The 13,795-nt window shown below is 33.0% G+C and carries 11 protein-coding genes; 4 read left to right on the forward strand and 7 right to left on the reverse strand.

Annotated elements, in window-relative coordinates:
* Positions 1-25 precede the first annotated feature (25 nt).
* From G5V56_RS17790 to G5V56_RS17800, 3 genes are read left to right on the forward strand one after another with little or no spacing between them, the layout of a single operon-like run.
* Entirely contained in the window at positions 26-583 is a 558-nt protein-coding gene (locus tag G5V56_RS17790; protein WP_166967675.1) for a hypothetical protein, read from the forward strand.
* 47 nt (positions 584-630) lie between these two features.
* Positions 631-1,998, forward strand: coding sequence for a DUF5723 family protein (locus G5V56_RS17795; protein ID WP_240911464.1), 1,368 nt, complete (start codon positions 631-633; stop codon positions 1,996-1,998).
* Positions 1,988-2,872 carry a hypothetical protein gene (locus tag G5V56_RS17800; protein ID WP_166967677.1) on the forward strand — a complete coding sequence of 295 codons (885 nt, stop codon included), beginning with the start codon at positions 1,988-1,990 and terminating at the stop codon, positions 2,870-2,872. Before G5V56_RS17795 ends, G5V56_RS17800 begins: the two co-directional genes overlap by 11 nt.
* Positions 2,873-2,879: 7 nt before the next feature.
* Here G5V56_RS17800 and G5V56_RS17805 read toward each other — a convergent pair whose 3' ends face one another.
* Entirely contained in the window at positions 2,880-4,157 is a 1,278-nt protein-coding gene (locus G5V56_RS17805) for a replication-associated recombination protein A (RefSeq protein ID WP_166967679.1), read from the reverse strand.
* A gap of 235 nt (positions 4,158-4,392) precedes the next feature.
* Between G5V56_RS17805 and G5V56_RS17810 the strand changes: the two genes are divergently transcribed.
* Positions 4,393-5,133: a rhomboid family intramembrane serine protease gene (locus G5V56_RS17810; protein ID WP_166967681.1), complete on the forward strand. Its 741-nt coding sequence runs from the start codon at positions 4,393-4,395 to the stop codon at positions 5,131-5,133.
* Positions 5,134-5,160: 27 nt separating this feature from the next.
* Here the strand turns inward: G5V56_RS17810 and rlmB are convergent, their stop codons facing one another.
* The 6 genes from rlmB to G5V56_RS17840 all read right to left on the reverse strand — a co-directional run bounded on the left by rlmB (position 5,161) and on the right by G5V56_RS17840 (position 13,769).
* A complete protein-coding gene (rlmB, locus tag G5V56_RS17815) occupies positions 5,161-5,898 on the reverse strand; it encodes a 23S rRNA (guanosine(2251)-2'-O)-methyltransferase RlmB (RefSeq protein WP_166967683.1) in 738 nt (245 codons plus the stop codon).
* A 70-nt stretch (positions 5,899-5,968) separates the two neighbouring features.
* Complete coding sequence (locus tag G5V56_RS17820; RefSeq protein ID WP_166967685.1) at positions 5,969-6,469, reverse strand: lipid-binding protein; 501 nt, start codon at positions 6,467-6,469, stop codon at positions 5,969-5,971.
* A gap of 11 nt (positions 6,470-6,480) precedes the next feature.
* Complete coding sequence (locus tag G5V56_RS17825; RefSeq protein WP_166967687.1) at positions 6,481-7,239, reverse strand: hypothetical protein; 759 nt, start codon at positions 7,237-7,239, stop codon at positions 6,481-6,483.
* A gap of 13 nt (positions 7,240-7,252) precedes the next feature.
* The gene (locus G5V56_RS17830; protein ID WP_166967689.1) at positions 7,253-8,713 is read right to left on the reverse strand and encodes a SusD/RagB family nutrient-binding outer membrane lipoprotein; all 1,461 of its coding nucleotides are present in this window, start codon (positions 8,711-8,713) and stop codon (positions 7,253-7,255) included.
* Positions 8,714-8,728: 15 nt separating this feature from the next.
* Positions 8,729-11,959, reverse strand: coding sequence for a SusC/RagA family TonB-linked outer membrane protein (locus tag G5V56_RS17835; RefSeq protein WP_166967699.1), 3,231 nt, complete (start codon positions 11,957-11,959; stop codon positions 8,729-8,731).
* 118 nt (positions 11,960-12,077) lie between these two features.
* Positions 12,078-13,769: a POTRA domain-containing protein gene (locus tag G5V56_RS17840; RefSeq protein WP_166967701.1), complete on the reverse strand. Its 1,692-nt coding sequence runs from the start codon at positions 13,767-13,769 to the stop codon at positions 12,078-12,080.
* Between the last annotated feature and the right edge of the window lie 26 nt (positions 13,770-13,795).

The following is a 13,795-nucleotide window of genomic DNA, read 5'->3' on the forward strand; positions in this document are numbered from 1 at the left end:
ATCATTATTTCCGTTTCTAATAACCATGTTCAATCAAATTTTCAAATACTATATAAAAGCATTTCTATGTGTTTTGGTCTGTGTCTCTTGCACAAAAGATGTTGATTTCAACCAATTTAATGATTTACAATTAACTCCGGTTTTTGAGTCTAGTTTGGTATATATTGACGAGCCTGCCAATAAGTTTTTAGTTAATGGAAACGAAACGTCATATCTTCAAGACTCTGTAAATATTGATTTTTTTAATGATAGCTTTGTTGTTGATCATCTTGTTAAAGCAGAATTTTTATTAGAAACGACAAATTCTATTAATAGAAGTTTTATTGTTGAGGTTGATATGTTTGATGATAGCAATCAATTGCAGCATAGATTTTCTTTTTCTTCAAGTGGATCTCCGGATCATAGCCCACTTGTTACTGAACACTTAGAAGTTTTTGAAAATGATGCATTAGAAGCATTAAAAAACACGACCAAGTTAGTATTTACCTTATATATTCTTCCAGGCGAGCCAATAAATGAAAATACTATAGGAAGAATAACACTCAAATCTAAAGGATCATTTTATTTAAAAATTGAGCGTTGATAAAGAAACATATTTTCATAATTATTATACTAGTATCATGTTTTGCTTTGTCACAAAACAAGCAAATCCTCTATGGGTTTTCTGATATACCTCAAGCTTTATTGCTTAACCCAGGAGGAAAGGTAACTAATGATTGGTATTTTGGAATACCATTATTATCTCATATTCATGTAAATGTTGGTACCACAGGTAGTACTGTTTATGATGTGTTTGCCAATGATGGTCGAGATTTTAACTTAAAACTTCAAAATGCTATTTACAGTATGAAGTCGAATGATTTTTTAAGCATTAATGAGCAGTTAGAAGTATTTTCTGGAGGATTTAAAATAGGACCCAGTTATGAAAAGGATAAATATATAAGCTTTGGGTTATATCAAGAGTTTGATTTTATAGGGTATTTTCCAAAGGATTATGCCATTTTAGCATATGAAGGTAACCAATCAAATATCAATAGGGTTTTTAAGGCAAGTGATTTTAATGCAAAGGCAGAACTTATCTCTGTTTTTCATGTTGGTTATAATAAAAAAGTAAACAAAAATTTCACTTTTGGTGTTAGAGGTAAAATATATTCAAGCATCATGAACGCAAACTCTACAAATAATAAAGGATATTTTATTACAGTAGATGGGACGAATAATTTTTATGATCATATATTTAATTTAGATTTAGAATTAAGAACCTCTGGTTTAACAAGTTTAACAGGTGATAACGCAAATTCTGAGACAGCTTTAAAGGATATAAAAAAGCGTCTTTTTTTAGGAGGAAATTTAGGTTTGGGTTTTGATGTTGGATTCACATACCAGCTAAATAAACAGTGGATGGTTGATGCAAGTTTACAGGATGTTGGTTTTATAAGACACACCAAAGATGTTGAAAATTATAAAGTTGAAGGTAATTATGTGTTTGAGGGTGTTAATCCTCTTTTTCCAGAAACAGGAACAGGACAAACAGCAGAAGATTATTGGAATGAGATAAAAACACAATTTGAAGATGTTTTTGTAGTAGATACGACATATACAAAGTACACAACATGGCGTCCAGAAAAACTAAATGTGTCAGTAAATTATACTTTTGGAGAAAAAACCAGTCAAGAATGTAATTGTTTAATTCCAGATGGTGGATATCAAAACGCCATAGGTCTACAATTATTTGCTGTAAACAGACCAAGGCAGCCGCAATTAGCCTTAACAGCTTATTATTACAGAAGAATTTTTAAAGGCTTGCAAGCTAAAGCCACCTATACGCTAGATTCATATACGTTAAGTAATATAGGTTTAGGAGTTTCTGCTAACATAGGAAATCTTAATTTTTATGTTATGGCAGACAATTTTTTAGAATATCAAAACGTATATAACGCACAAAGTGTATCTTTACAACTAGGGTTTAACTATATTTTTAAAAAACATGAAGATTAAGATTTTTACAATACTAACCGTATTATTTGTTATTTCAAACACATTCGCACAGTCAAATTTAAATGATTACAAGTATGTTATTGTTCCAAAAAAATATGAATTCTTAAAGGAAGCAAATCAATACAGATTAAACGAATTGACTAAGTTTTTGTTTAATAAATATGGATTTGAAACATTGATGGAAGGTGATAATTATCCTGATGAATTAATTAAAAATAGATGTTTAGCTTTAAAATCGGATGTTATCAAAGATTCAGGGCTTTTTAAAACGAAGTTAAATGTAGAGTTAAAGGATTGTAATGATCAAATAGTATATACAACTCAAACTGGCGAAAGCAGAGAAAAGGAATATAGTAAGGCTTATAATGAGGCTTTAAGAGATGCTTTTAAATCATTCGAGACTATTAATTATAACTATGTTCCAAAAAAGAACGATGCGGTTGCAGAAGCTAAAGATGAAACGAATAATACTGCTGAGGCAGCCCAAGAGATACAACAATTAAAAGAAGAACTTCAAGCGCTAAAAGCTAAGAAAGAAGCTGAAGTAGAATTAGAAGCCCCTAAAATGGAAGTCCCTAAAACGGAAGTGGTTCAAAAAGAAACAATTCAAGCACCAGTAAAAACAGAGACACCTAAAGTAGCTCAACCAGAAGCATCCGTTTCAGATGTGTTATATGCTCAAGCTATTGATAATGGTTTTCAATTGGTAGATAGTTCGCCAAAGGTGGTTTATAAAATCAAAAAAACAAGTTTAGAAAATGTGTTTTTGGTAGAAGGTTTGAACGGAACTTTACTTAATAAAGATGGTCAATGGATTCTTGAATATTACGAGAATGGTACTTTAAAACAAAGATCATTAAATATTAAGTTTTAAACCTCTCTTAATATTCATATTTATCGTTCCAACGTTGTTTTAAAAAATCACGATGTGCTTTTTCTCTGGCATTATTACCAGGATCATAAAGTTTAGTGCCTTTTATATCATCTGGCATAAATTCTTGATTGGCAAAATTATTTTCGTAGTTGTGAGCGTATTTATACGTATCACCATACCCCAATTCTTTCATTAGTTTAGTTGGTGCATTTCTTAAATCTATCGGAACCGATAAATCACCTGTTTCTTTAACTAATTGCTGAGCTTTACCAATTGCCATATAAGCAGCATTACTTTTTGGAGAACAAGCTAAATAAGTAGCACATTGACTTAAAATGATTCGAGATTCAGGATATCCAATGGTTGATACAGCTTGAAATGAGTTATTGGCAATCACTAAGGCGGTAGGATTAGCATTGCCTATATCTTCACTTGCCAAAATAAGTAAGCGCCTAGCTATAAATTTAACATCCTCTCCACCTTCAATCATTCTAGCTAACCAATATATGGCAGCATTAGGGTCGCTTCCGCGAATTGATTTTATAAAGGCTGAAATAATATCATAATGTTGCTCACCAGTTTTATCATATCGCACTGTATTATTTTGAACCTTTTTCAAAACAATTTCATCAGTAATAATAATTTCTTTACTGGAATCAGCATTCACAATCAGTTCAAAAATATTTAATAATTTTCTGGCATCACCGCCAGAAAGTCTTATTAAGGCATTAGTTTCCTGTAGTTTAATGGTTTTTTTAGAGATTGTATCGTCTTGTTCAATAGCCCGCTTTAAAAGTGTCTCTAAATCGCTTTTGCTAAAGGCATTTAATATATACACTTGACAACGAGATAATAATGCAGGAATAACCTCAAAACTAGGATTCTCGGTAGTAGCACCAATTAAAGTTATCCAACCCTTTTCTACAGCTTGCAATAAGGAATCTTGTTGCGATTTACTAAAGCGATGGATTTCATCAATGAATAAAATAGGGTTTTTTGTGGTAAATAATCCACCACTCTGTTTCGCTTTATCAATAACATCTCGTACGTCCTTTACCCCCGAATTAATGGCACTAAGCGTATAAAATGGTCTGCCAGATTCGGTAGCTATAATGTTAGCAAGCGTGGTTTTACCAGTTCCGGGAGGCCCCCATAAAAGCATGGATGGAATAAGCCCTTGTTTAATATGCTGTGTTAGCGCTCCCTGTTTACCAACTAAATGGGTCTGACTCACATAGTCATCTAAAGTTTGAGGGCGTAAACGTTCAGCTAATGGTTCATTCATAATTGTAAAATTAAAACAATTCCGTTGCAAAAAGTAATCTCTATGCTATTAAATTTTTGGGCGTACCATCGCAAAAAAGCGGCGTCGAGCTTTAGGCTATATCTTTTTTGAGAAAAACAAAAAAGGGATTAGCTTGTCCTGAGCGCAGTCGAAGGGCTTCAATCCCTCACGCTGGTAAATCTGCCAATTTAGCACCCAGCACCAAGTTGGTTAATTATTTGCTATATTTAAATTAATGAATAATCAAGACCATTTTAAATTCTATAGAGGCGTCATAATATACCCGGTATTTTTTGTGCTTATTATTTGGACGGTGTTTATATTTGAAATTCAATATAGTGTCAACTTCAGTAAATACGGTATTTATCCGCAAACTCTTAAAGGATTAAGAGGGATTATTTTTAGCCCGTTTATACATGGAAGCATTCAACATATATATCATAATACCATTCCCTTGTTTATATTGTCAATGGCCTTGTTTTATTTCTACAAACCTATAGCCTGGAAAGTCATTATTTATGGGATTTTAATCTCTGGTTTTTTAACATGGTGTATTGGTAGACCGTCTTATCATATTGGTGCCAGCGGATTAATTTATGTATTATTTAGTTTCATGTTTTTTAAAGGTGTTTTTACCAAATATTACAGACTTATAGCATTATCACTTTTAGTAATTTTTCTTTATGGAAGCATGATATGGTATGTGTTTCCAGTAGATGAGACTATTTCATGGGAAGGGCATTTATCTGGTTTACTAACGGGTTTGTTTTTCGCGGTATTTTTTAAAAGAGAAATTGCGAAACCTAAAAAATATGTATGGGAGCAGGACCATTATAATGAAGACAACGACCCTTTTTTAAAACACTTTGATAAAGATGGTAATTTTATTGAAATAGATAATTTAGAAACAGAAGTAGAGCAGGAGCAACCCGAAATAAACTACATTTATAAAAAGAATAATACTGAAAATAGTTAAGAGATTATTATTTTTTACTTTTTAAGTCTAACTCAGTCTCTGCCTAACAGCCTCATATAAAAAAGCACCACACGCAACAGACACATTTAAGGATTCTATGTCTCCAAGCAACGGCAGTTTAGCTTTATCATCTACCACTTTTAAAATTGATGGGTTGATACCGCGGTCTTCAGACCCCATTATAATAGCACAAGGTTCTTTAAAAGAGACATCGTAAAGTGTATTGTTAGTTTTTTCGGTGGCTGCAATCACTTTGATACCTGAGGCTTGCATATAAAATACAGCGTCTTTAATATGGTCTACTTTACAAATAGGAACTTTAAAAATAGCACCAGCACTTGTTTTAATCGTGTCACCATTTACAGGAGCACCTCCCTTTTTTTGTATCACAATGCCATTGACACCTGTACATTCCGCCGTTCTAATTATGGCACCAAAATTTCTAACATCGCTTAATTGATCAAGCAGTAAAAATAACGGTGTTTTCCCAGATTCCATAACACTCACTACAAGATTCTCTAAATCATGAAATTCAATAGGGGAAATTTGAGCAACAACACCTTGGTGATTGTTCTTTGTTAATCTATTAAGTTTTTCAACAGGCACATACGATGAATTAATACTTTTTTTTCTTAAAAGACTTTCTAACTCAGTAAATAACTCGCCTTTTAATCCTTTTTGAAGAAAGACTTTATCAATAGTTTCTCCAGCATTAATAGCCTCTATAACCGCTCTAATTCCAAAAATTTGTGTTTGTTCTTGCATGGGGTAAAGGTAAAAAAAAACACCCCAATTATGAGGTGCTTTTTTTCTAATTCTTTAGATTTAATGTGTGTTAAGGTAAATCATTAATTTTAGCAGTGCTCTTATATCCAGAATATTCCCAAATTTCACCTGGAATATCTGAAAATTCTGCTTTAAAAGAAATGCTATCTACAGTATCTCCACTCGGTGTTGTAGCACCTCCCTTAATAATTTTTCCGTCAGTTATATTTACCGTTACGCCATAATAGAGTTCATCTAAATCTGCACCACTAAATGTTAACGACTGAAAATTTAATGGAACTTTTGCTTTTAAACCCCAACTATGCTCTTGATCATCTATCCACATAAAGTTTGTGTCATTAGCTGCGGTGTTGTAAATACTAATGGTATTAGTCCCTTGTGGATCACCATCCCATACCATATCTACAACCCATGTTCCTGTAACTTCACTAATAAGTATATCACTTTTGTCGGGTACTGATTCAACTTGATCACATGATATAAAGGAAGTAATCATGGCAAAGCTTAAAAATAAGAAGCTTAATTTTTTTATAATTTTTTTATGTTTCATTTCTTTCATTTTTAATTATAGTAAATATCAGTTTGAGTAAGGGTTGTTTTAAATGTATAACCAAAATCCCAATCAACCGTAAGAACAAGAGTTTTAGTAGCCGGATCTACAGTTAGACTAACAAAAGTATTTACACCTCCAAAAGTATTAGTTGGTACAGTACCTTCAGCAGTAAAATCGTTTGCAGCAATATCATTTGCCTTAAGAACCATACCTGGTGTGGCATAAGCTACACCAATTGCTCTTCCATATTCATACCAGCCACCTTGTGCGTCAGATATTGCATATCTATCATTACCTAAATCCTTAATAATAAAAGGACCATTATCTTGGTAACCATCGGGAGAACTTCCGTTTCGTGCAACTGAAGCTGTATACATCCCAGCAATACTAGTTACGAGATCACCATTACATTCCGGCCATAAAACGGATCTAAATGCAGTTGCAGGAATACCATCGGAATTAAAAGCACTATATGCTACTGAATACGAATCAGGACCAGCATCTACTGAAGTTCCTCCAAAGTATTTTCCACTTAAATTTGTGGTTAAGTCTATTGCTGTACCTCCAGCTGAAGCACTTGCTCCTGGATCTGTAAAGGAGCTAGCGGTACAATCTAGGGTAAAATCACCTCCCACTAATGTAATCAAAGGAAGGTACGTTACTTCTGAAGTGTCACTTGCACCAGGAGCCTCTACACTTGGGTTACAACTAGTTAAAATCAATCCTATGATTGAAAACGTACATAATATTAATTTATATTTTTTCATCTTTTTTTTTTTTTTAATTATCCCAAAAAATAGCATCCGTAATTGTTCTTTGTGGTAATGCATTTGGGTTTAAACTTCTTTCAGACTCTGGGTATAACCATGAAGAAGGAAAGGTTCCACTAGGTAAAACAGATAATGGTGGAGTTTGAAAAATTCCATCAGTAAATAGTCTGCTAGCAGGTCTATCAAATCTTCTAGTTTCAATCCATCCTTCATCCTCTTGCGTTCCATTTAAAGATATCCATTTTTGTACAGCTATTAGATCAAGTTGGTCATCTAAAGTAGATGCTCCAGCAAAATTTAATGTGCTAATATAAGAAGCAGGATCAGGAACTTCCATATAGTTAAAGTTCAATTCAATAGCTGTAGAAAATGCTGTAGCAGCATCATCACTCGTACCATATCGTGCATCAGCTTCAGCTCTTAAAAACCAAACTTCCCATGGACTCATTAAAATAACTGGGTTTGTTGATCCATAAGCATAATCAGAAGACAGACTGTAATCAGTATCTTTTGCAGTAAAGGACTCGTCGTCTATGGTACCTTGGTCTATTCCGTGTAATGAACCTGCAAATGTTCCTGTAGTCGCTTTTTTATAAAGCACGTCTCCTCTAGGGTCATTTAGTGATTCAAGTACATTTAATGATGCATTACTAGCATAATAAAACATTCCTACTCCAAATTCTGCTCTTGCAAACATTGGATTTTCATCACCAGTGTTTCCGGAAAATGGAATAAAAGGCATATCATCAATAGACTCAATAAAAGTACCATTACTAATAAGGGCTTGTACAGTTGAGGATTGTGGACTTACTTCAGACGTTCTCATTAAAACTCTTAACTTTAATGAATTAGCAAATTTTATCCATTTTGCTATATTGCCTCCATAGATAAAGTCGTCTTCTCCAACAGTAGCTGATTCTGCCAATGCCAAATCACTTAGAGCGTCATCCAACATGGTAACTAGGCCAGGATATATTACTGTCTCTGCCGAATCAAAGTTTGGTGTTAAAATTGAGCCATCGTCAATAGCACCTGAAATGGCTTCTGTAAATGGAATATCGCCAAAATGATCAACTAAACCTTGAAATAGATAGGCTTTTAATACATTAGCTATCCCTCTATAAGCGGCAGAATTGCTATTTTTTGTTATATAATTTAAATCGACAAGTGAGTTAGCATATGCACGTTGCCAGTAACCATTAAAATCACCAGCTGTAGATACATAACGTTCGTCATTTCCAATTGCAACCCCAGTACCCCATGTGTAATATTGACTCCAAAGGAATGATTGGCTGTAATTTAAATCTGTGTCAACAATATATCCCATATAGCCAATAGCGGAGCTTAAAACTTGAGCATCTCCAGCAGATGGGAAAGTGTTTGGGTCTATATTAACTTCTTCTAAGCTATCATTACATGAAAAGCTTAGTGTTAATAATAGAATAAGAAATATGTTTATTTTGTTCTTCATCGTATTATTTTTTTATTAAAATGACAATTGTAAGTTCAATCCTAAGCTACTTGAAGGAGGTGTCTGTGATGTTTCAATACCTTGGGCATTGCCTGTTAAACCAGGACCATTAATTTCGGGATCAGCATATTTGTTTTCATCAGGTAACCAAAACTTAAGGTTTTTACCAAATAAAGATATTCTAGCATTAGTTAAGAAAGTACCTTTTAATAATTCTTTTGAAAAGGTATAACTAAATTCCACTTCCCTTAATTTAAGGAAACTACCATCGATTAATTGCGTTGAAACAGGAGGATCATAACTAGTAAAATAATCTTGCTCAGTAATTTGAACAGTATTTTCAGAGAATGTTCCATCTCCATTATCCGCTACAGAATTTGGAAAGATAAACGGTTCTCTATTATAAATTGTAGTGTTAACATTAGTACCATTAAAATTAGTATTGTATTTAGTTTGAGAAGCAAATAGTCCTCCTTTTTTCCTATCAAATAAAATCCTAAATCCAAATCCCTTGTAATTGATATTTGCACCAAAATTAAGTAAATAATCAGGTTGGTTATTACCTAAATATACATCATCATCAGTATAAACAGGAAAACCAGTATTCGGGTCAACAATAACTTGTCCTTGGTCATTTTTCTTAAAATCATTACCTTTAAAAGTACCATATGGCAACCCTTCTTTTGCGACTATAGAAACCGTAGTACCGGCGGCAAATCCAAAAGTACCAATTGTTAACTCGTCTATATCGTCTGTAATTGTTATTACTTTATTATCATTTGTAGAATAAGCTCCAAACAATTCAAAATCTAAACCGTCAATCACACCATTAAGAGGTTTTAAAGTAAGAGATAACTCATGCCCCTTGTTCTCCATTTTACCAATATTACTTACTGTTTGTGTGTAACCTGTAGATCGTGGAAGGCTGATTGTAACAAGCTGATTATCGTGAATTGAATGATAATATGTATAAGCCACGCTAACTTTGTTTTTAAAGAAACCAAAATCGACACCAGCTTCATAAGTAGTTGTTAATTCGGGTTTTAAATCTGGATTTCCAATAGTGTTTCCAATTGTAAATCCAGGTACACCATTTTTTGGAAATGTAAGTGCGTAATCACCTAAATCTACAATTGTGGGATTACCCACGAAGTAGGAGTTTAGTAAGTATAAATCTGCATCTTTACCAGATGTACCGTAACTACCTCTTAATTTAGCGTAATTTAAAACATCATTTTTTATGTCAAATAAATCTGTTAAGACCAAAGAACCACCAATAGCGCCGTATAAAAAGGAGTTGTTTGTTGCGGGAAGCGTAGAAGACCAGTCATTTCTTGCTGAAAATTCTAAAAATGCAGCATCTTTATAACCAATCGTTGCATTACCTAAAACACCGTAAATTCTATATTTGGATCTATACATGCTAGAAGTAGGTTGTTGACTACTGTTAGCCAAATTGTATACATCTGGAACTACCAAGCCACCTATTGTACTTCCTGTTAAACGGTTAGTCTTTCTTTGAAAGAAATTATAACCAGCTGCTGCTGTTAGTTTTAGGTCTTTACTTAATTCTGTGTTGAAATTAAGCATAATTGTAGCATCAAGATTTTCAACCTTAGAATTCGAGTTAACGTATTCTCCCAATGAACTATGTCTTGAATTTCTTGTTGTTATTCCTAAGTTGTCAGTCCAAACGAGCTGTTCGGCTGGGGTAAAAGTTGGCGTCCATACATCTGTTTGTGTATTTACAATATTACCACCAAAGCGACCTGATATCGAAAAATTTTCTAAAAAATTATAAGTTAAAGAGGCATTAGCCAAAAAGTTATCAATATTTGCTTCGTTTCCGTATTCGTTAAGAATATAGTAAGGATTTACAGAAGAGTAAGAACCCCAGTACCCATTAATATCATGAAATGGACTTTTATAATCTCTTAACTCAGTAAATGGGATATTAACTGGAGATTGAATAGCCATTGCATAGGCATTATTTCCTTCAAATGCTCTAGATCCTTCTTGAGCTGTATTTTGTTTTACATTAGCATAACTAACTTTAAAATCTGATTGAAGTTTGTCGCTTAATTTTGCAGAAGAGTTAAACGTAATATTGTTTCTTTTGTAAGTTGTGTTGTCAAGCGTACCTGATTGATCTGTATTACCATAAGAAACATAATAAGTAAAACCATCTGTAGATCCAGATATGTTTAAATTGTTCGTTATAGTATACCCGGTATTAAAAAAGTCCTGTAATTGGTTTTTTACAGCACTATATGGTCTTGTTAAGGCTTCTAATGACCCATCTCCATCGGAATCAATAGGACTTGTCCATGGTCTTACAACACCATCTAGAGCAGGACCCCAATTCCAGTTTTCACCAGAATCAACACTTGAATTATCGAACCCTTGTCCAAACTTATTTGTGCGTTGTAAGAGAATAATCGCTCTTTCCATTGAAGTCGAACCGGTGTAATTGATTTGCATTTTTCTGCCTTTTCCAGTTTTAGTTGTAATAAGCACAACACCTGAAGCACCACGTGATCCATACAGCGAGGTTGCTGAAGGTCCTTTTAAAATAGTTACAGATGCTATATCGTCAGGATTGACGTCATTGAATCTATTACCAAAATCAGCATATCCAGTAGTAGAAGCTCCAGCACCTCCTCTAGAGGCACTATTATCAATTGCAACACCATCAATAACAATTAAAGCATTGTTATTACCAGTAAGCGATCCCGAACCTCTTAATACAATTCTTGTAGATGCACCAACCGACCCAGAACCAGTAGTTAGATTTACACCAGCTGTTTTACCTCTTAACGCTTCTAAGGCGTTTTTGTTTGGCACAGAAAGTAAGTCTTCTCCTTTTACTGTTTGGTTTGCATAAACCGTTTCCTTAGCATTTCTGTCGCCAGTACCAAAAGCAGTAACAACTACTTCTTCTAAAGCTTCTGCATCTTCTTTCATGGTGACATTAATTGAATTGGATGCTCCAACCTTTATTTCTTGTGTGGTGTATCCAACAAAACTAAACACAAGAGTTGCTCCTTGGCTTGCTGTTATTGAATATTTACCATCAAAATCGGTTGAAGTACCTGTTGAAGTACCTTTAACTAAGACTGTTGCCCCAGGGAGAGGTAAACCAGTATTATCTGATACAGTCCCCGAAATAGTCTTTTCTTGTGCAAACGTTAATTGCACAACAAACGCTAGGAATAGCGTTAGAATTCCACTAAACTTTGTTTTCATTTTATAATTATTTGAATTAGTCAATGCCAAAAATCATAATAAAAAGTTAATTAAACAATAAAAAATGGTTAAAATTTGGTATTTCTTTAGAAAAAAATCAGAATAGTAATATTAAACGCTAAAAATTAGAGGTTAAGCTAATATGTACTTGTGAATTTGAGAATTTAAAAACTTGGCCTTGACTTCTTCCATTAGCGTAATTTAATTTGAATAAGCCAGCGTTGGATAAAATGCCGAAACCAAAACCAAAACCTGTTAGTTTTTCATTGGTTTTGGTTATTTTGTTTTCCAGATACCCTACATCAATAATAGAGTGTATATATATGGTGTTGCTTAATTGTAATCTATATTCTGAGTTTATCAAGGCGTATGACGTTGCCAACAAGCTATTCTCGTTAAAACCACGTATGGAATTGATACCTCCAAACCTTGATAATTCATTTTCAAAATACGTGTTAGAAATGAGATTAGCTCCAACAAGCCTTGTGTAAATACTATTTTTTCTGTTTAGGTTTATTATTTTAAACGCATCAAAGCTTAATAAGGTTTGTTTTTCGGTTGTGTCAAGATGTTTTCTTTGTCCAAATCCTGTTTCAATACGTATATCAGAATTTATTGGAAATAACAAGCTATGAACTTGTGGTTTCGTGAATTCATATCCAAAAGTTATAAAGTTAGATTTATAATCCTCAAAATTGGCAGTAGTATTTAGGTTTAATAGATTGTTGGATTCAGTTGTTTTAATACCTGTAAATATATTATGCTGTGTATTTATTTGATAATGAAGTTTAGCGGCTTGATTAACGGTTGTAAATGTAGAGTCTTGTTTAAAAATATGAAGTTGGAATTCTACGCCAATGGGAGTTTTTAATAGATAAGGTAATGTTACGTTAACTTCAAACTTTTTTTGTTGATTCTGGGTACTTTTATAAAGTAAGCTGAATGATTCCCCGTAATTTAAATTATTGGTTAGATTTAAGTTTAAATATCCGTTAAGATCTATTTTGTTGGTTGCCTCATTTGTTCCAAAACCCAAAAACCCATCAAAGGTATTGCTTTTTGATTTTTCAATATACATATATAGGTTAGTAGAATCTTTGGTGAATAAAACTTCGGGTGTTTTAATTTGATTGGCGAAGCGTAAGTTGTTTAATTGTTCGGTTTTTAATTTTATAAGACTTAAATTAAAAGGTTGATTGGGCTTGATTTTTAAATAGTACCTTAAAAAAGATTCTGGAAATTTCTCATAGCCTTTTATTTTAATAGCGCTAATAACGCGTTTTTCGGTAGTGTCGTTAATTACTAAATCTGCTTTTAAATTTGTTTCGTTATCTGAGCGAATGTTAGTTAAGTGTAATTTTGAAAATGGATAGCCATTTTCTGCTAGTTTCGAATTAATGATATGTAAAGCACTCTCAATCTTATTTACGGGTAAAATAAAAAAGGAGTCATTAACTTGTTTCGAAACATAATTAAGGATAGATGGAGCAACTAAATTTTTGTCATAATATATATGTATATACCTATATATTTTTTTTAGTTGAAATTTAGCCTGATAGGTTGAGTCATTAATTTTAGTTGTTTCATATAGGTTTTCAAAATAGCCTATTTTATAAAGTTTTTTTTGAATGGTGTCAATTTCTGAAATCAGAGAGTTGTAATCTTTGTGAGTTTTTAAATAATCTAAAGAATCGATTACATGTTCTTTTAAGTTGCTTTGACTGGTTACTTTTAAGCTTAAATTTTGACACCAAATATGAGATGTAAAATGAATACATATGACAAGGAGTAAAATTTTTGTTTTTTGCACAACTAAAACACGAATTAAGACGGTGT

Source organism: Yeosuana marina (genome assembly GCF_011762485.1).
Lineage (GTDB): Bacteria > Bacteroidota > Bacteroidia > Flavobacteriales > Flavobacteriaceae > Yeosuana > Yeosuana marina.